The 18,900-nt window shown below is 43.1% G+C and carries 11 protein-coding genes and 1 riboswitch; of the genes, 5 read left to right on the forward strand and 6 right to left on the reverse strand.

From position 1 onward, the window contains the following. Positions 1-221: 221 nt before the first annotated feature. Positions 222-330: riboswitch (TPP riboswitch) on the reverse strand. 352 nt (positions 331-682) lie between these two features. Then, positions 683-952 (forward strand): hypothetical protein, encoded by a 270-nt coding sequence (locus tag MUP17_00095; protein ID MCJ7457381.1) that lies wholly within the window; start codon positions 683-685, stop codon positions 950-952. Between the two features lie 85 nt (positions 953-1,037). On the opposite strand, the gene MUP17_00100 is transcribed toward MUP17_00095, so the two are convergent. Genes MUP17_00100 through MUP17_00110 form a run of 3 tightly spaced genes read right to left on the reverse strand, consistent with a single transcriptional unit; the run spans position 1,038 to position 4,525 of the window. After that, entirely contained in the window at positions 1,038-1,211 is a 174-nt protein-coding gene (locus tag MUP17_00100) for a hypothetical protein (GenBank protein MCJ7457382.1), read from the reverse strand. 46 nt (positions 1,212-1,257) lie between these two features. Next, positions 1,258-2,541 (reverse strand): DUF5723 family protein, encoded by a 1,284-nt coding sequence (locus MUP17_00105; GenBank protein ID MCJ7457383.1) that lies wholly within the window; start codon positions 2,539-2,541, stop codon positions 1,258-1,260. After that, a complete protein-coding gene (locus MUP17_00110) occupies positions 2,531-4,525 on the reverse strand; it encodes a hypothetical protein (protein ID MCJ7457384.1) in 1,995 nt (664 codons plus the stop codon). Before MUP17_00110 ends, MUP17_00105 begins: the two co-directional genes overlap by 11 nt. Positions 4,526-5,191: 666 nt before the next feature. On the opposite strand from MUP17_00110, the gene MUP17_00115 reads away from it, so the two are divergent. Both MUP17_00115 and MUP17_00120 read left to right on the forward strand, forming a co-directional pair. Next, positions 5,192-9,421, forward strand: a complete 4,230-nt coding sequence (locus MUP17_00115; protein MCJ7457385.1) for an acyl-CoA dehydratase activase — start codon at positions 5,192-5,194, stop codon at positions 9,419-9,421. Between the two features lie 115 nt (positions 9,422-9,536). Beyond that, positions 9,537-11,174, forward strand: a complete 1,638-nt coding sequence (locus tag MUP17_00120) for a DUF885 domain-containing protein (GenBank protein MCJ7457386.1) — start codon at positions 9,537-9,539, stop codon at positions 11,172-11,174. A gap of 55 nt (positions 11,175-11,229) precedes the next feature. Here the strand turns inward: MUP17_00120 and MUP17_00125 are convergent, their stop codons facing one another. From MUP17_00125 to MUP17_00135, 3 genes are all read right to left on the reverse strand, one after another. Beyond that, positions 11,230-12,183 (reverse strand): hypothetical protein, encoded by a 954-nt coding sequence (locus tag MUP17_00125; GenBank protein MCJ7457387.1) that lies wholly within the window; start codon positions 12,181-12,183, stop codon positions 11,230-11,232. A gap of 84 nt (positions 12,184-12,267) precedes the next feature. Then, positions 12,268-13,881 (reverse strand): hypothetical protein, encoded by a 1,614-nt coding sequence (locus MUP17_00130; protein MCJ7457388.1) that lies wholly within the window; start codon positions 13,879-13,881, stop codon positions 12,268-12,270. A gap of 40 nt (positions 13,882-13,921) precedes the next feature. Next, complete coding sequence (locus MUP17_00135) at positions 13,922-14,377, reverse strand: hypothetical protein (protein MCJ7457389.1); 456 nt, start codon at positions 14,375-14,377, stop codon at positions 13,922-13,924. Between the two features lie 1,073 nt (positions 14,378-15,450). Between MUP17_00135 and MUP17_00140 the strand changes: the two genes are divergently transcribed. Both MUP17_00140 and MUP17_00145 read left to right on the forward strand, forming a co-directional pair. Next, positions 15,451-16,779 (forward strand): ATP-binding protein, encoded by a 1,329-nt coding sequence (locus MUP17_00140; protein MCJ7457390.1) that lies wholly within the window; start codon positions 15,451-15,453, stop codon positions 16,777-16,779. Further along, a complete protein-coding gene (locus MUP17_00145) occupies positions 16,776-18,875 on the forward strand; it encodes a response regulator (GenBank protein MCJ7457391.1) in 2,100 nt (699 codons plus the stop codon). Before MUP17_00140 ends, MUP17_00145 begins: the two co-directional genes overlap by 4 nt. The last annotated feature ends 25 nt before the right edge of the window (positions 18,876-18,900 follow it).

The following is an 18,900-nucleotide window of genomic DNA, read 5'->3' on the forward strand; positions in this document are numbered from 1 at the left end:
GGACTCCCTCAGAATGACAATAAAAAAGATAAACCGCCACCTGATCTGGTTTTCGTGCTGTCAGATGTTACCATCTGACAGCTTAACGACCACTCTCAGTGTCAGGAGGTAACTCCTGACATCACCTCGAATACAAACAACGGATTGCTTCGTCGTCCCAGCAGGGAATTCCTCGCAATGACAAGAAATAAACCGTTACCTGATCTGGTAACGGTTAGGTCTATCGATGGAGTAATTTTCCCTACGCTGGCATTACCCAGATCAGGTTCTAAGGGTTTTTCTCAGCCTGTCCTCCTCATACGAGAAAAACAAGCACCCCTATGTTTCAAGGTTAATTTATACAAAAATGTTTCGCTGTCAATGATTAAGTAAAAAAATTACGAATGACAAATGACTGATGACGGATAAAGAAAACAGAAAAAGGAAAATGAAAGATGAAAAATAAGGTAAATGACGGATGACTAATGACGAATGACGAATATGTTTTGTAGGGGCGAGGTTGCCTCGCCCAGGTATTCAGGGCAAGGCCGTCAAGGTCTTGTCCACAGGATCCTGGTGAAGACTTCAGCTTTGCTTTTCGTTGGTTTATGATAATAGAATGGGTCGTTGGTCAGGAGACCAACGACCAGCAAAGAACCTGGTAGGGGCGACCCGGCGGGTCGCCCCTTTTAGCTCCTGCTGGATGTTATCATCCAGCAGTAAAAATGACGAGGATGATAACATCCTCGTTGAGCAGTTCGTAGGGGAGGGGCTTGCCCCCTCCCGTTTTTCGGGAGCCCACGAGGGATTCCCCTACGTTTTCTGGGGTATAAGGGCGTATTGCAATACGCCCCTACAAACACATAAATCAAAAATAAATAGTAAGTCGGGCAGTCTTCAACAGCCCGACTTACCAAAAATAAAAGTCGCCAAGATTATTGCGGGAGCGCTGCTTGACAACTTCAGGGGATGATTTCCTCTGGGGGGTGTGAGCAGAGGTCTTGGGATCATCCCCTGGTTTCCCTCTTGGCGACTTTTTTTCCTGCGGAAACTTTCCTCTATTGCTCGGAGGAAAGTTTCGGCTTTGGGTTTTGTGTTCCCCTCATCCAGGAAGGGAGGAAATGTTTCTTTACTCTTTGAATTCTCTCCTTGTCGATTTTATCCTTGACGTTCTCCTGTCCGGTTTTGCCGGATTCATTTTTTAGTTCTCTGGCATCTAAAGTCTCTGCCATCATGCCTCCAGTAATTCAAATCTATTCTCAAAAATAATTTCACAGATTAAAATCTCAGCCCGCAATCCAGAGAAAGTCCGACTCCTTTGCTATTATTGGGCAATAAAGCGTTTTTGTTGACTATCCCCAGGTCAAGAAATATCAATCCAAAATCCAGTCCAAAACCGCCGCTTAAAGAGAAGCCTTCTCTGCCACCTAAAGAGAGGCCTGTTCTCAAAGGTAAAAAACTCAGGAACTTTATCTCGGTTCCCAAGGAAAGCCGAGGAGTTTTTGAAACTCCAGGTCCGTTTTCAAAACCCTGCTCCCAATCAAAGGCTATCAGAATCTTTTTTGCCTGATAAGAAATACCTGCTTTAGCTGTTAAAGGTAAGTGGGTAATAAAAGGGTCAATGTCTTTTTGGTAATCTTCACTTAAAAACACAGAATCGTTTCCCGAATTGGAAAGGTTGAGCGAGTCTATCTGAAACTGGTAACCTCGCTCCTCGGTTTTCCTATCCCATTTGATCCGGCTGATTGGATTTGAAAAGAATAAACCAACCGTCCATTTTCTATTCAGCTTTGCAGCAATTCCTAAATCCAGACCATAACCTTTTCCTCCCATAGCTGAATTAAGGATAAGGTCGGACTGGCCTTCCATCCCGGTTTCCTGAATTCTTACTTCGCCAGAAGCTTTCATTACCTTCTGGTAAACTATGCCTTGCAGATATTTCAAGTTTACCCCTATACCGATTTCTTTTTCCCCTTTTCGTAAAATTGATTTGCCAAAAGAGAAAGATAGAGCAGCATAAGCATAGGCTTCACCAGAAGTTCCTTTCAGGCTGACCGTATCGTTCATCTGATTCCCGACAAGGAGAAGTTCAAATGGATCTTTTGGGAAACTCAGATCTGAAACACCCAAGGCATAACTCACTAAAGAGAAAGAGCCGATTGACAGTCCCAGAGCGGATGCTTCTGCCTGAGCATTCAGATTCAAACCGGAGGATGGAACCAGACTCAAAATATTATCTTTATCCTGATCATCCCAGAATTTACCATTATAGGCATTGTAATTTTTCAAGCTGAAGGCATTATTCTCTACAAAGGCACCCAGGGAAAAAAGGTTTAGGCTGAAGCCGCGGTTGTCTATAAAAGACAGATTTGCCGGGTTCCACAGAGGAGCCTCATTTCCTCTGGCTAAAGCCGTATATGCTCCTCCTAAACCCAGGCTCCGGGCATTGGATAAACCCAGAGGGGCTGAAGTATCAGCCCACAAAAGGAGAAGAATAATAGCCAGAATAATTCCTTTTATAATCCTGCTCAATGGTGCCGGCACAAAGCTTCTAACCACCATTTTTCACCTCCAGCTCTAAGTGCGATTTGATCTGAATATAATCCGTGGATAAAAATTTGATTTTATTGCCATTGGTTCCCTGAAAGGTGATTCTGCCTCCGGTATAGAAAGGCAGGTTTTGAAAAACCTGCAGGTCATTTTTATTTAACTGGATGACATTTTCTGTATTAACGGGATTTATGACCAGACCTGAGCTATCAATCAGTGCGGGATTAATCGATACCGGACCGATGAAAAGTTGCGGGCTGGTATAAAGAGTGGCTGAATCCCGGCTGAAGAAAAGCTCGACTTCTGCTCCTATGGGGAGATGATTTTCCAAATCCAGATAGATTTTTGCCAGGTTGACTCTATCGTTCAATCCATTTCTTAAATCTTCTTGGAGGGAATTTGAGTCAGGGTCTATTTGTATCCTGGTCGAATCCAGCACAAACTCAAAAGGAGAACTCAAGATTATCTCTCCGCAGATGAAATCGTTTTCGGTCACCCTTCCCGTAGTTATCCCATCCCCGCAGGTTGCCTGTCCGGTCAAGCTTATCCGCTCAGGTATCGGATTTAAGAAACTGCTCAGATTATTTTCTCTCAGAACAGTGGTTATTGGATTGTCAGGTACGCCTTGCTCTATCTGTCCACTTATCAAAAGAGACTGACCATCTTCTCCGTTCAGGTTCAAATCTAAAAAGCCGGGGAAGCCAACACCGTTTTTTATCTTTAAATCAAGTACCGCATCAGTTAGAGAGACTGAGGAAAGTCCCTGGGGCAGATCCAGGTTTACCTGCATTGGGTCGATTTGAACTAAGGTTGGCTGGATTATCCCGGAAAGAGAGGAGAAGAGGATTGTATCTGAGGAAACAGATATAGAGATGGAATCTGAACTGCTGATGGCGACAAAGTTTTCCCCGCTGCCTTCAGTTTGTCCTCTTATTTCCAGGTCGATGTTCTGACTTGATGGCTGAAAAGTATAGCCGCTTAAAGGAATAGTCAGATCTAAAAAGCTCAAAGTGCCTATATGTCTGGTTAAGGAGAGAGGCGAGCCGGAAGAAGTTAAATCCGGTAAAAGAATTGTAAGATTGGCTGGAAGATTGGTTCGGTTATAAAGCTGTAGATATAAATTACCGCTTTTGATCCTGGCTGAGTTAATGATGTTCTGGGTTGGGAGTCCGATTGCCTGAGTCTTAGAAAGATTGATAACCGGGATCTTAGCAGTGGCTGAACGAGCAAAAACAGTATCGGGAAAGAAAAGGCTGAAACCGAGATATTTATCTGCCAGGGTTAGTACGGTGTCTCCTGGAGTATGCCCTTTGCTATTCCCGGAGAGTTTGGAAGATATTGATTTATTTGAAAGGTCAAAATCTCTTGTTTTAGTGCTATCCTTCTTTATGCCGGACTCAAATATTATGGTTGATAGAGGGGTACCGGAAACCGAGTCCACCAATTCTACTGAGAACGAATCCAAATCTACTCCCATATGGTTTTCAACCTTGAGCCGGGCTATCCCTCTTCGTATACTGAGTTGCTGAAGGTCGGTCAATTGGGGAAAGCTCACATCGATTCTGTAACTGAGGGGGGGGATAACTCCCCCTGGTCCAGGATAGATATCAGACAAAAAGAGATCAGTTTTCTGAGTGTCAGCAGAGATAAAAGGTATCTCTCCGACAGTATCCTTGAAAACCTCGGATAAAGGAGAAAGCTCCAAGTTCTCCTTTATCCAGATGGTATCGATGTCTTTTTGAATATATATTCCCGGGTTGCCCAGTGAATCAAGTCTTATTGCCGGGTCGTCGATTTTCTCAATCAGGGTTCTCATATCGTAAGATTTCAAAAGCAAAGGAAGATTATAGCGGCTGTTCCAGCTCGGAGCTGAGGGCTTATTTATGGAGCACTGGACCAGAGTCAAAAATATTATGAAAAAGATAATTCCGCATAAGCACCAGAAAGCCCAGCTTACTATTTTATCTAAAAGGCTTTTTTCTCCTCTTCTTCTCATTATTTATGTCCCCCCTTAGAGTAATGTTAAATTTTTAAGATGATTCAGAAATCTTTTGTGCAACAATTGTGCCAGAAAAAGGCAAAATGGCATGAATATTTCTTGATGACTAACCTGCTTGATGTAAATAAATTAGATCACTTATCCACGTTGAAGGCAACGTGGGGTTACCGCAAGGAATGGGTTCATAGACTAAAAAATGTAGGAGAAAGCCAATAGTTTATTGGAGAACGACTACTTAACAAATGACAAATGAAAGATAACAGATACAAGAAAATGACGAATGATGAATCAAAGAAGGAGGCGTTATTTCCTCTCCTTTGAAAGGAGAGGATTAGGGAGAGGTTTGAACTAACCTTGGAGTGCAAGAGCTTGCTCTTGCTTTTTTAGTAAGAGTAGGTCACGTAATCTAGTAGGTCAAGCATGGCGAAGCCTGCTTAACAAATAGATAATAAATCAACTTTTGAGATGGGTTGTCAACCAGTCCCCGTAAGGGACATGGTTGACCTACATACTTTTTTTCTTTTTCCGGATACATATTGTCATTTAGCTGAAACTTAGAATTAAAAAACACTTTACAAAAGAGTCATACTGTCGTATAATAATCTGATTTTTGCAGCTAAGGGTGACACCGGGGGTAAATTTGAAAAGTTCACTGAGGAAAAGATGGATAGAAAGCATTATTTAGGGATAGACATAGGCTCGGTTTCGGTTAAGATCGTCCTTCTGTCCCCAGAAGGACGTGAGGGCAATTCAAAACAAATCCTTTACCATTCCTACACCCGGGGCGAGGGGCAGCCGTTTAAGGTTCTTTTAGCTGAACTACAAAAATTATTTTCCGATTTTGGATCCATAGGACAAAGTTTCGACCCAAAGGAAATAACCGGGGTCGCAACTACCGGAACAGGGGGGAAGCTGGCGGCGGAACTTTTAGGGGGCAGGTTTATCAATGAGGTTATCTCTCAGGTCAAAGCCACTTCGTTACTTCATCCAGAAGTAAGAACAGTAATCGAAATGGGAGGGGAGGACTCCAAGCTTCTTTTGTTGAAGGAAGACAGCAAGAGCGGGTCTCTGCTTTTAGAAGATTTCTCAATGAATACCCTGTGTGCGGCTGGGACTGGCTCCTTTTTAGACCAGCAGGCTAAGAGACTCAAGATAAATATCGAAGACGAATTTGGACAGTTAGCCCTGAAGTCTAAAAATCCACCCAGAATAGCCGGTAGATGCAGTGTCTTTGCCAAATCTGATATGATTCATCTTCAGCAGATAGCCACCCCGGATTATGATATTGTTGCAGGGTTATGTTATGCTATGGCGAGGAATTTCAAATCAAGCATTGCGCAGGGTAAAAAACTAAAAAAGAAGGTCTCGTTCCAGGGTGGTGTAGCAGCTAATGCCGGGATGGTGAAAGCTTTCCAGGACGTATTTGAACTCGCCGAAGGCGAGCTGGTGATCCCTGAATTTTATGCGGAGATGGGCGCAATAGGTGCGGCTCTGAGTATTTTTGAAGATAAAACAGGAACAAACGGTTTCAAAGATTTGGCTTACCTCAAGTCATACCTCTCTACTCCTAAGATTCAAAAAGGAAAAGAAAAACTTTATTTCAATAATCCTGAGACAAAATATTATTCACTCACTCAGGGCTTTGAGGTTCCAGAAGGTAAAGAAATACCAGCTTACTTAGGCATAGATGTAGGCTCATTATCCACCAACGTAGTGGTCATCGACGAAAACAAGAAGGTGCTTTCCAGAAGGTATCTGATGACTGAAGGAAGGCCGATCGAAGCGGTGAGAAGAGGACTGGAAGAGGTCGGGAATGAGGTGAGGGATAAAGTAAAAATCTTAGGAGTGGGGACAACCGGTTCAGGGAGATACCTGACCGGTGATTTCGTGGGTGCAGACATCGTCTATAACGAGATAACCGCCCAGGCAAGAGCGGCTGTCGAGTTTGATCCTTCAGTGGATACCATCTTTGAGATAGGGGGACAAGACTCTAAATATATAAGCTTAGATAATGGAATCATCGTCGATTTCGAGATGAACAAAGTATGCGCAGCAGGAACTGGCTCATTTCTTCAGGAGCAGGCAGAGAAGTTAAACATAAAGATCGAAGAGGAGTTCGGGAAATTAGCTCTGCAGGCTGATTCTCCGGTGAACTGCGGGGAGAGATGCACCGTCTTTATGGAATCTGATTTGAATGCCCATCAGCAGTCAGGGATTCCTAAAGATGATTTGGTGGCTGGGCTGGCATATTCCATCGTTTACAATTACTTGAATAAGGTAGTTGGCAAGAAAAAAATAGGAAAAAGGATCTTCTTTCAGGGAGGGGTTGCCTGGAATAAGAGTGTGGTGGCGGCTTTTGAAAAAGTCTTAGGTAAAAAGATAATTGTTCCGCCTCATCATGATGTCACTGGTGCTATCGGAGTAGCTATCTTAGCCCAGGAGAGTAACGAGTCTGAAAGGAGTAATTTCAAAGGGTTTGATCTTTCAAAGAAGCATTACCAGATCGAAACCTTTGAATGTCAGGATTGTGCTAATCATTGTGAGATCAAGAAAGTCTTGGTGGAAGACCAAAAGCCTCTTTACTACGGAAGCAGGTGCGAAAAATATGATGTGGAGAAAAAGAGCTCTAAGAAATCAGAATTACCAGACCTGTTCGAGGAAAGGGAGAGAATTCTTTTCACACTGCATCGGGAGTACGCTGCTCAAGTTGAGAAAAAAGGTAAGATAGGTATTCCCAGGGCTCTTTTCTTTTATGAATTCTTCCCCTTCTGGGCAACTCTTTTTGAGAACTTAGGGTATGAGGTGGTCCTTTCTGACAAAACCAACAAACGGATTATCCGTCAGGGAGTTGAAACGGTCTTAGCCGAGACCTGTTACCCGATAAAGGTTGCTCACGGACACGTTCAAAACCTTTTCGAGAAGAGAGTAGATTATATCCTCTTTCCCAGCCTGATCAACCTGAAAAAAGAGCAGCCGGATATGGAGACTTACTGCTGTCCCTACGTTCAAGCCCTTCCATACATTCTCAAAGCCACTTATGATTTCAAAGCCAGAGGTACTAAGTTCCTTTCTGCGCCGGTTCACTTTCAAAAAGGGAGGACTGCTTTACTAAAAGAGCTGGATAAATTATGCCAGGATTTAAAGATCGGTAAATTAAAACTCAGGAAAGCATTCAAGAAGGCTGAGGATTGTCAGGAGGAATTCTACAGGAGAATCCGTTTAAGAGGGGAGGAGATTTTGAAGGATTTAAAGGGGCAGAAAGCAATGGTGGTGGTAGGCAGGCCTTATAATACCTGTGATCCTTTCTTAAGTTTAGAGCTTTCTAAGAAACTAAGAGAATTGAAATGTACTGCTCTGCCTCTGGATTTCGTTCCTTTGAAGTCTCCCTTAGACAATTATGTAATGCCGAATATGTACTGGAAATACGGGCAGAAAATCTTAGCAGCATCCGAATTTATCAAGAACACTCCAGGCATTTTCCCCGTATATGTGACAAATTTCGGATGTGGGCCGGATTCTTTTATCCTTCATTTTTTCAAATCTAACCTCGGCCGAAAACCTTTTCTGCAGTTAGAATTAGACGAACATTCTGCGGATGCCGGAATTGTAACCCGGTGTGAGGCATTCTTAGACAGTCTCAAAGGCTACAGGGAAGAGGAAAGCAAAGCTCCAGTGCAAGCGCCTTATATCTTCACAAATGGTAATAAAAAAGTTCTCTACATCCCTTATATGGCTGAGCATGCCTTTGCTTTAAGAAGCGCCTTCAGAGCATGCGGTATGAAAGCTGAGGTTATACCGGAGTCAGATGAGAAAACCCTGGTCCTGGGAAGGAAATATACTTCCGGCAAGGAATGTTACCCCTGCGTTCTGACCACAGGAGACATTGTCAAATTAGTCCAGAGCCAGGATTTCGATAAGGAAAATTCAATTATCTTTATGCCCCAGGCAGATGGCCCCTGCAGGTTCGGACAATATCAGAACCTCCAGCGAATGATCCTGGATGAGTTAGGTTACAGGGATGTTTCCATCTGTTCTCCTCATTCTAAGGACTCCTATGACCAGATTTTGAATCTGGATGATCGTTTCAAACGAACTGCCTGGAGAGGCTTAGTTGCAGTTGACCTTCTGAATAAGCTTTTATGGAAGACCAGACCTTATGAGATAAATCCCGGGGACAGCGAAAAAGCTTATTGGGAGTGTCTGAACAAAACCTGTTCTGCGATTGAGAAAAAAGGGGATCTGGAGAAGCTCACGCAAAATATCCACGAAATCTTTGCTAAGGTCAAAACTTCAAGCGATGGTAAGAAGCCGTTGATCGGTGTAGTCGGGGAGATATACATCCGAACAAACAGGTTTTCCAATCATGATTTAGTCAAAAAGATTGAGAAATTGGGGGGGGAGGTAAGGGTGGCTCCGATGGCAGAGTGGTTTTTTTATACTAATTTTATGTATAAAAAGAAAACCCTGTCAGAAAAAAAATATGGAGAGTATCTCAAAGCCTTTTTAAAAGACCGGGTGCAGAGAAAAGACGAGGAATTTTTCTATGAAAACCTGAGGGGGGTTTTGGAAGGGGAGCATGAGCTTCCAGTAGAGAAAATCTTAGAGCTTGCCAGCCCTTACCTGCACTACTCCTTTGGAGGAGAAGCCATCCTCTCGGTCGGGAAGTCAATTGATTTCATTAAAAAAGGTTTCTGCGGGGTAATAAACACGATGCCCTTTACCTGTATGCCCGGAACGGTAGTCTCCGCCATATCCAAGAAGATTCGCGAAGAATATCACAACTTCCCCTGGCTGGATATCGCTTATGAAGGATTGGAGGACGTAAGCGAGCTAACCCGCCTGGAAGCTTTTATGTATCAAGCGAAAGAAATGCTAAAAAAAAGTAAGACGTGAGAAGTAAGATGTTAGACGAGGAATGTAGCGGAGGTCTTCAGACCTCCATTCTTTCTATGAAAAATCTGGGTAGAGACGCATCGAATGCGTCTCCATAAAAATAGAGGTGAAATATATGAACAAGAAATTTCAAGCTTTAGTCGAACAAATTCTGGAGTACCGCTGGAAGGAAAATCCGGTTGAAGCTACTTATTCGGGAGTCCATAAATACGATGGTCAATTCGAAAACTTCTCACCAGCCTCCAGAAAGAATTATCATCAGAAATTAACCCAATACGCAAAAAGATTAAAGAGATTTTATTCCAAAAAAGAAAAACTTTCGGAGGATGAGCTTTTGGACCTTAAGGTCCTGCATTCCAGCTTAGAAACTGAGGTTAAATACGAAAAGGAGTACCAGAGACATTTAAGGGATGCCAGCTTCTTCCCTGGTTTTGTCCTTTCCGGCTGCAACGTCCTGATCTTCCGGGATTTTGCTTCGCCGGACCAAAGAGGAAAAAGTCTTTTGCAGAGGCTAAAGCTTATCCCCGCTTTCTTAAAACAGGGTGAAAAGAACCTTAAGAAAGCCAGAAAAATTCCCCGGCTCTGGACCGAGATCGGAATGGAAACGGCTTTGAAGGGAAAACTCTTTTTCAAATCCACTCTTCCGGAATTTGCTGGAAAAGTGCCTCAACTGAAAAACTCCATCTTAAAAGCAACCCAGGAGGCAGAGAAAAGCTTTGATTCATATTATGATTTCCTGAAAGAGAAGATTTTACCGGTGTCAAAAGGCGATTTTGCAGCCGGCAAAAAGCTCTTCGATTACCTTTTAGCTAACCATCATCAGCTTCCCTACGATTCGAATGATCTGGTTAAAATAGGTGAAAGAGTCATAAGAGAAACTCTGGCAGAGCTGGAGAAAATCTCCAAAAGAATAGACCCGGGTAAAGACTGGACCAAAATCGTTTCAGAGATTAGAAAATCTCATCCGACAAAAGAAAATCTCTTGAGCTTTTATCAAGAGCAGATGCAGAAAAGTCATAATTATCTGAAGGACAGAGAGCTGGTGACCTTGCCGGAGAATGAAAAGTTAGAGGTGGTCGAGTCTCCGGTATTTGTCAGGCATCTTATCCCTTATGCGGCTTATATGTCTCCTGCCCCTCTGGAGAAAAATCAAAAAGGTTTTTACTGGGTCACTCCGGTTGATCCAAGTCTTCCGGCTGAGAAGCAGGAGGAACAGCTTCAGGGGCATAATATACACAAGTCGGTCGTGACTACACTGCACGAAGGTTATCCAGGTCATCACATGCAATTGGTTTTAGCCAATCGCGTCGACTCCAAGGTCAGGCGGCTTTTCGGCACTAACGTGTTTGTTGAAGGCTGGGCATTGTACTGCGAGGAGATGATGTATGAGCAGGGTTATTACACTGACATCCGAACCAGGCTTTTTCAATTGAAAGACCAGCTCTGGAGAGGCTGCCGTGTCGTCATTGACGTGAAACTTCATACCAAAAAGATGACTTTTGACCAGGCGGTTGATATGTTAGTCAATGTGGCTAAGCTGGAAAGAGTAAATGCTATAGCTGAGGTTAAGAGATATTCACAAGATCCGACTCAACCGATGAGCTATGCGATAGGTAAATTAGAGATTCTGAAGTTGAGAGATGATTACAAAAAATTAAAAGGGGAGAAGTTCAACCAGAAAGAATTCCACGATAAACTTTTAAGCTACGGCTCTATCCCGGTTAAATTAATCCGGGAGAGGATGCTTGCCTGATTAATTCTTTCGTAGGGGCGGGTTTCAAACCCGCCCCTACAAATTTATTGAGTCCCTATTTGCTGCCCCCCACCGGTGACCATTTAATTATCTTGATTCCTTCTTTGTCTGAACAGAAAACGTATATGTTTCCTTTGTCAAACACCTGACGACCACCCATGCTAAAAGCAGTTAAGATCGGACATTCGATCTGTTTCCAGTCCAGGGTATAGGTTCCAACTAATTTGCCATTTTGATACTTAGTAATGATGGAGATATTCTCGTTTTTTTCATCTTTTTCCATCTCGTATTCATATAGAGAATCTAGCCCCAAAATATCCCCTGAATATCTCTGATTGCCGTTTGGCAGATTTGCAGTTAACCCGTAAAACCCTTGTTTCCAAGAGGTTTTTTGTTGGGCAGAACCGAAGGTTGCATCTTTTGTTCCCACCTGAAAGCTGTACTCAAAGTTTCCTCTCAGGTACTGCACGAAGATCCTGCCCGAATCGTCAACAAGAATATTTCCCTGTCCACCCCAATGAGCCGGGTCGTCCGTGCCCATCTCGTCGTCTTTGCTTACTGGATAAGTAATTAGTAAGTTACCTTGAGGATTAAACTTTTTCACATATGGATTAAGAGTATAAAAATGACCTGTGTATATGTTTCCTTCTTTATCTACGCGTAACCCAGAATCATAACCTACCCTTACATTAGGGATTATACTTATGAACTGTCCAGATGCGCTAAAATGTTGTGTCCTGTCATTTATGTTGTCCGCAATGTAAATATCCCCATTAGGTGCAATCGTGAAAGCAGTGGGGCCATGTTCAATTCCTTCCTCATCAATTCTAAATCCAAACGTGCCAGGTTCTGAAGGAACTTTATTTACCCTTAAATTTGTTTTACCCCAAGGAGCAGTTAATACAATCCTTGGCACATAGGTTCCCTGCGGTGTATTATCAGCACAAATACCCAGGGTTGGCAGCATCAAAAATAAGGTTAACGCAACTATTTTAGGATGGGCCTTCATGTATCACCTCGATATTAATGGTTTAGATTCCTAATCAGTTTGTTTATCCAAAAGGTATCTTAATATTTCTAATCATTTTATTTCCTAGGGATAAGAGATACAAGTCCAGCCTGCACACGGTTGACAATCGTATGGTGCAGGGCCTCCTTTGAAGAGATAATTAACAAGATATACAATATCCGCTACATCTACCTTACAATCCCCATTGCTATTTCCCCGCCAGAGGGGGTGTGGTTCTGCGCCATGTTGGAAAAGGTATCCAACTAGATAGTAGATATCCGCTACATCTGTTCTTCCACTACTATTGGCATCTCCTGATCGGTTATTATCGATTATAAGTGGCACATCTTTAAATTTAAAGGCGAAATAGGTCTCATACCACCATTTAGGACGATTCCATAGTCGGGCCTCAGAAGAGCCATCTGGATCCTCATCACGAAAATCTCCTGCCTCGACTACAAGCATTGAATCATCTTTTGACCAACTGTCAAATAAATAGGTGTGGATCTCTCTTTTGATCAGAGCATCCCCCCTGAGAACATATTCAAATCCTCCTTTCAAGGAATCGCAGTAACCTATTAGCATAGAAGTATTTTTCTTGGTGGGTATGCCAAAGGCCCTAGTGACCAGGCCAGAGCAATCTATGCCAGTTGCCCAGGATGGATTGCCAGTGCGGCCCGGAAGACAGTCATTATCTTGGTGTGACCCAGCTCGCAGTCCTTTTTCTAAATTGCAACGAAACTGAAGAGTATCATCAAAACTGCCCCATTCGTAAGCTTCTCCCTTATATTCTACCCCTACAACGTAATCTGAAGTCCAGTCGGCTTCAAAGCTACAATGTCTGGCTGTGTCATTTATTACAGGGCATACCCATCTTACATTAGTAAACTCCAAACCTTTGTTTATGATTTGATCCCGGGTCATAGATGAAATCCTGAAAGTTGGCAGGTCATGCCATTCTATTTCTATAGAGTCAAGATTATTGTTTTCATTTGTCTCCTCAACGATGTTACCAGGGTCGACCCAAAGCCACATCGTCCAGGTCGTTCCAAAGGGTGGATTATTCTTTACCGTGAACGTAAATGTTTCTCTTTCGCCTGGCTCTAAGCCCCAATACGAGAGCCAACAATCATCGCAGTCTTCGCAGTCATAACCAGATTGTGGACGACTGCTTAGGTTGTAGTAAAAATTGGTAACAAACATATCAGCAGACATGCCGCCCCTGTTTGCGATGGTCACATCTACATATAGGGACTCGTTTACATATGGGCAATAGCCGCTTACCTGGACATCTTCAATTACCAGATCCGGGAACTGGCCCGGGTCGAGCCAGTGGACAGTCGTCGGACCTATGACATTATTGGTTTCATTGCTCTCATCGATACGCCCGTAGCAATCAACTAAGCCATACATATTCCAGGTCCCTGGTGTAGCCGCGGTAACATTTTCGAACCGGACGAGCAAGGTATCAGTAGAATGTAAGGTATTGACATGCATTACCTTATCCTTATAGGTGTATATGTCGGGTGGGTAAGAAGGATTATAGTAAAGACCAACATAAAAGTCGTCGGCATCTGCATTTCCCTGATTCTTTATAACCATGTCTACTGCGATCGTGTCCCCTCTTGTTGGATAGTAATTGCTAGGGGTTATCCTTTGAACGATTAGGTCCGGGTATATAACATTTTTTCTGAGCACTATATTGTCAACAAATGCTCCTGTGTCTGTGATTGAGCTGTTACTTAAAAAAAATAAAGGCAATCCAGACAGAATCCCGACCACATAGATTTCCTATTTCGTAGACATTAGTCAAATCAAAATTTCCATAATAGAACCCTCCATACTTGCCGCTCCTGCATTCCCCATAATACGTGGTGTCGTTTCGTGAAGCCATCCAGCAGAATTCGTCATTGCCAGGCTCTGACCAGAGCCACCAGTAAAATAATAACTCAGCATCAATAGCGTTTTTCAAGCTGAAAGGTCTGTACACCATCCATGACTCGCAGCTATCGGGATAACTACAGTATGGCGGATCGCATCCATTAAGCCCTCCGCTCGCGCACCAAGCGCTCCAGCTCCCCTCATAGGGTCTAAAATAGTCATCATCCCAGTAATACTCTCCGTACAGGTAGCCGTTATGGTCGAAAACGTCCCACCCTGAATTTGGAAACACGCCTTCAAAATCTTCACTCATTATAGTAACCCAACCCGGCATGCTTGAAGATTGTACACTCCTTTTATCAGCAATACTCTTTTTGTCAATTTTTCCCCCACTTATTCTACGGGTATTTCTTTGCTTTCTAAGAATCTTGGCTTGGCTTTTTTCAGAGGAATTTGTTTTTTCCTTTGGAGTCTGCACAATAGAGTTCGCCGAATTCAATATTGGTCATTTGTTTAATGAAATGCTGTCTTGTGTCTTATTTAGCTCTTCGCAGGTAGCATTCTTGGGATGATAGAGCGAGGATAAAAAAAGGAAAAGGATAACTGAGATTACCTTTACCAAACGCATAGTCCCCTCCTTTAGCAGCATGGTTTAATTAGCTGTAGTCCTATATCCAATTCTAATTAATCTAAATACTTATTAATGTCAAGGCTTTTTTTAGAAGAAATAGATTTTTTTACCTATCCTGATAAAAATGACTTATATCACAAAGTAAAGCCAGTCGTAGGTCGGGTTGCGCAAGCTACCCGACTCATGGATTTGTCGGGCAGTACCATCAGAGTTAGGAGAGCCCAACCTACCTTCCCTTCAATCTAATTTCAAACTCATCCCCTGCCCTTCTCTTAAAAAGGAGAAGGGGGAAAAGTCCCTCTCTTTTCAAGAGAGGGATTTAGGGTGAGTTCGTCTGTTGTAGGGGCGATCCGACTCAAGAATTTGTCGGGCAGTCCCATCAGGGCTGGGACAGCCCGACCTACTGTCTGGCATTTATGAACAGACAAGAATGTCTGTTCTACCGATCGGCGGCACACACGCCAGTTTGTAGAGACGCATAGAATGCGTCTCTATTCTTTTCTATTGAGGAGGTCTAACCCTTGTTCTACGTGGACTTCAAAAGGAAGGTAGAAATTCATTGTTCCCCAGTCGGCGCGATGTCAAATGTTAAGAAACGGCTTTCTATAAGGTAATCAGTTATATCTTTACTGCCGATTTATATATATAGGTTATTTCATGTAGGGGTGGAGTTTACTCCACCCGACTTCCTTTTTTTCTTGCATTTTAGACCCTTAGCCTGTTTATTTGAGGTAAAACTTCAAGGTTTTAAAAAGATGAGCCAATACCCCTGGGAGGATAAGAAAGAGGACCCGGCGAGGCTGCTCAAAGCCGCAATTGAGTCCAGAATTAACGAGCTTACCGAGCTGAACCGCAGGTTGAAAAAGAAAATTTTCGACCTGCACACGGTGTTTGAACTCAGCCGGCAGTTGAATTCTTTTTTGGACCTGGATTCTCTGCTGGAGAATACTCTTCTTACCTGTGCTCAGCAATTAGAAGCCAGAGGGGCATTCATTTCAGTTCAAAGCTCCCCCTATGATAAATCGCTTTCTTTTTCAAAATCCAAAGGAATAGAGATGCCAGATCAGTGGGCCCTCTTGCTTGACTCTAATCTGGCAAATTACCTGGTGACCAAGAATAGACCACTCTTAACGAGAGAGATAATACAGGAACTTAAGTTTCATCCGGAAGAGTTAAAGTCAGAGAATCAGCTAAAACCTGAGGTAGTGGCACCGCTGGTAATAAAAGATAATCTAAGAGGCATTCTCCTGCTTTCAGAAAAGGTCTCGGGCCTTCCCTATAAAGATGACGATCTGGAATTCCTCTCCATACTGGTCAATCAGGTAGCAGTGGCAGTGGAGAATACGCTTCTTTATCAAAGCGAAAAAAAGGTAAACTCAGAACTTAATAAAACCCAGCAACAGTTAGCTCAGGCAGAGAAATTAGCGGCCCTGGGTCAGCTTTCAGCCGCAATAGCGCATGAGGTTAATAATCCCCTGGGAATAATCAAGAACTATCTGACGATCCTTTCCCAGTCCATGAAGAAGACTGACAAATCCTGGTCTCACTTGAAAGTAGTCAAAGAGGAGGTAGATCGTATAGCCCGCATTATCAAACAGCTTCTGGATTTCTACCATCCTAAAGCTGAGGCCAGGACCCTGACCGACATCGGTTTTCTTTTAGAAGACACCCTGGCTTTCGTAGAAGAGCAGTTTTCCAAGAATAAAATTCAGATTGCGAAAAAAATCGCTTCAAACCTGCCAATGGTAGAAGTTTTTCCGGATGAGTTAAGGCAGGTTTTCTTAAATCTTTTGATGAATTCCAGGGACTCTATGCCCAAAGGCGGAAAGATAAAAATCTCTGCCCGGATGGAGAATGACAGGCTGGAAATAGAATTCAAGGACACAGGCTCAGGGATCGAGGAAAAAGACCTTTCCCGAATCTTCGAGCCCTTTTACACCACCAAAGATAAAGGTTCAGGATTAGGGCTCTGGGTCTCCAATGAGATAATCAAAAGGCACGGGGGTGAGATAAGGGTCAAAAATAGAGAGGATAGAAAAGGAACCTGCTTTAACCTGATTTTGCCCACGGGAGACCTGAGATGAAAAGGAAAATCCAGGAAAAAATTTTAGTGGCGGATGATGAGCTGAGGATGTGTGAAAGCCTGAAGACTCTTCTGTCTAACTCCGGATATGAGGTGGAAACGGTGCAGGATGGGGAGGAAGCTATACGGCTAATAAATGAAAATAATTTTGACCTGATATTAGCTGATATAAAAATGCCGAAGGTGAACGGTGTAGATATCTTAAGGAAAGCTAAGTCAAAGGATAAGGACAACTTAGTTATCCTGATGACCGGCTATGGTTCTCTGGACACGGCCATTCAAGCGATAGAGGAAGGGGCATATGATTATTTTCTCAAGCCGATCGAGTTTCAGGATTTGGAAAGGGCGATCAAAAGAGGCCTGGAAAAAAGAAAAGTTGATTCAGAAAGAAAAAGGCTTTTGGAAGAGTTAAAAAATGCCAATGAGGAGCTTAAAAAAAGGGTAGATGAACTAAATGCCCTGTATCAGGCGGGAAGAGCCTTGAGCTCTACTGATACCCTGGAAGACCTGTTAGCCAATATCCTTTCTTTAGCCACTAAGGTCATAGGGGCAAAAACTGGCTCGATAATGTTACTGGACCCTGATTCAAAGAATCTATCCATAAAGGCAGCAATCGGACTGGATAAAGAGATTATAATGAATACCAGACTGGAGTCAGGCAAAGGGGTATCCGGCTACGTGGCAGAAAAGGGGCAGCCACTTTTAGTTGAGGATATAGAAAAAGATCCCCGTTTCAAAAGAATATCCAGGGAAAAATATGAAACCAAGTCCTTGATCTGCTCGCCGTTGAAAGTCAAAGAAAAGATTTTAGGGGTTATCAACTTGAATAATAAGGTTTCAGGAGAGGTTTTTAATGCCGAGGATCTTAAACTGATTTCCACCTTTGCTTCCCAGGCGGCAATAGCCATCGATGATGTCTATAATATAGAGCAGAGCAGAAAAAAGATTGCTCAGCTTTCGGTCCTGCATCAGATAGCTTCTCGTCTTTCAACCTTAGATGATTTCGAAGAGCTTTCAGGTTTCATTTTCGAACAGCTTAAAAAGATTATGCCCCTGGATTTTTCATTCTGGTTTGACTGGGACGAAAGAAATCAAAAGATAAGGCTTTCAGTAATACAGGGGCTGGAAAAAGCAACCAGGGATAAAGCCTCAGGGCTGGAGATCCCTATTCTGGATCTGGACATATTTGATCGGGATAAGCTCTGTGAGAAAATTAAGAAGAGGCTAACTGATGAAGGCGTCATTCCCCAGAAAAGCTTCTTTTGCTCTTTCCCTATTCTGGCAGAAGGGGCTTTTCACGGAATACTCAGTGCTGGGAATCTCAAAAATCTACCTTTGTCCAGGGAGGAGGAGGAGATCATCTCCATAGTGGGTTCCCAGGCGGCATCCATCTACGAAAGGCAGAGAGCGATACTGAATGCTACCAGGCTCCTGACCATGGGAAATATGATGTCCGAGATAACTCATGACCTGAAAAAACCACTGACCAGTTTGAAGGGGGTAATTCAACTTCTGAAAGAGGGAAAAGGGGAGGAGAAAAAAGAAGAGCTTTTAGAGATACTGGATAGGGAGATACAAAGGGCAAGCGAGCTGGTAAGAGAGCTGGTCGATTTCTCCAATCCTGGCAAATATCAAACCGAGAAAAAATCGATCCTTTCACCACTGGAAAAGAGTCTAAAATTACTGAAGACGGATATAGAGAAGAACCGGATTAAGTTGATTAAGACATACCCGGATAGCCTTCCACCGCTTTATATTAACGAAAACGAGCTTTTAGAGGTATTTATAAACGTCCTTTTAAATGCCATCGAGAGTATGCCCGGAGGGGGAGAGTTGAAAGTGGAATTGAGCAGACATTATGACCCTGAGAAGCAGGACAGTTTTCTGGAAGTCTGCATTTCTGACCAGGGAGTGGGGATTGCTAAAGATAATCTTAACCGGATTTTTGAGCGTTACTATACGACCAAGGAGGGTGGCTCAGGTTTAGGGCTATCCATAGTCGAGAGGATCGTCAAAGCCCACAATGGATTTTTGAAACTGGAAAGCCGGTTAAATAAAGGAACGAGGTTTTTCCTTTATCTTCCCTGCAGTTGGTGATTTTCCTGGTTTTGCCGATAGAATA

It is taken from the genome of Candidatus Zixiibacteriota bacterium, assembly GCA_022865345.1.
GTDB lineage: Bacteria > Zixibacteria > MSB-5A5 > MSB-5A5 > RBG-16-43-9 > RBG-16-43-9.

What these genes read in the sequence shown, in the direction of transcription:
- MUP17_00095 (MCJ7457381.1), top strand. Translation starts at nt 683, where the DNA reads ATGTTATCATCCAGCAGTAAAAATGACGAGGATGATAACATCCTCGTT.
- MUP17_00100 (MCJ7457382.1), bottom strand. Translation starts at nt 1,211, where the DNA reads ATGGCAGAGACTTTAGATGCCAGAGAACTAAAAAATGAATCCGGCAAA.
- MUP17_00105 (MCJ7457383.1), bottom strand. Translation starts at nt 2,541, where the DNA reads ATGGTGGTTAGAAGCTTTGTGCCGGCACCATTGAGCAGGATTATAAAA.
- MUP17_00110 (MCJ7457384.1), bottom strand. Translation starts at nt 4,525, where the DNA reads ATGAGAAGAAGAGGAGAAAAAAGCCTTTTAGATAAAATAGTAAGCTGG.
- MUP17_00115 (MCJ7457385.1), top strand. Translation starts at nt 5,192, where the DNA reads ATGGATAGAAAGCATTATTTAGGGATAGACATAGGCTCGGTTTCGGTT.
- MUP17_00120 (MCJ7457386.1), top strand. Translation starts at nt 9,537, where the DNA reads ATGAACAAGAAATTTCAAGCTTTAGTCGAACAAATTCTGGAGTACCGC.
- MUP17_00125 (MCJ7457387.1), bottom strand. Translation starts at nt 12,183, where the DNA reads ATGAAGGCCCATCCTAAAATAGTTGCGTTAACCTTATTTTTGATGCTG.
- MUP17_00135 (MCJ7457389.1), bottom strand. Translation starts at nt 14,377, where the DNA reads ATGAGTGAAGATTTTGAAGGCGTGTTTCCAAATTCAGGGTGGGACGTT.
- MUP17_00140 (MCJ7457390.1), top strand. Translation starts at nt 15,451, where the DNA reads ATGAGCCAATACCCCTGGGAGGATAAGAAAGAGGACCCGGCGAGGCTG.
- MUP17_00145 (MCJ7457391.1), top strand. Translation starts at nt 16,776, where the DNA reads ATGAAAAGGAAAATCCAGGAAAAAATTTTAGTGGCGGATGATGAGCTG.